The organism is Streptococcus infantis (assembly GCF_047463635.1).
GTDB lineage: Bacteria > Bacillota > Bacilli > Lactobacillales > Streptococcaceae > Streptococcus > Streptococcus infantis_W.
Map to the genome: position 1 here is coordinate 1 of NZ_JASHDL010000059.1, position 608 is coordinate 608.

General features: G+C 38.0%; 1 protein-coding gene. It reads right to left on the minus strand.

The window, feature by feature from the left end; genetic code table 11:
- Positions 1-213: 213 nt before the first annotated feature.
- Positions 214-608: LPXTG cell wall anchor domain-containing protein (locus QM867_RS10805; RefSeq protein WP_414315757.1), on the minus strand; the 395-nt coding region annotated here is incomplete at its 5' end.

Sequence of the window (608 nt, forward strand, 5' to 3'; positions counted from 1 at the left end):
GTTTTAGGAACTTTGACAACTTTAAGAAACGAATTTTCATCGCTCTGAATATAAAAATGGAGAGGACAACGATTGTCCTCTCCAGATGTTAGCTTTTTATTCAACCCACTACAGTTGACAGAGAGCCTTTTATTTTACGACTAACATGATTCCCAGAACCAATCTAGTTTGTCTTTATAACACAAAAGAATGAATGTTTATTTGACTAAATTTTTAGTCTTCTTTTTTCTTTCCAAGAGCAAGTCCGAGACCACCTAGAATACCAAGAAGACCTAGAGATGCAAGAGTCGCATTTGATTCAGTACCAGTATTTGGCAATACTTTTTGAGAATCATTTGACTTAGCTCCATTATCAATAGTAGCTGTAGTATCTTCGTGATTTACATTCGGATTAACTGCAACTGGTGTTACCTTAGCTGGAGTTTCTACTGGAACTTCTACAGCTGGTTTACCTGGTTCTGTAATCTTACCTGTACCTGGAACTTTACCGTCTGGTAATTCACTGTTTGGTACTTTACCTTTACCGTCTTCACCGATTGTGACTGTGATTGGGTTACCATCTTTACCTGGGATTTCTACCTTAGTTCCTGGTGGGAATGTTGAGCCAT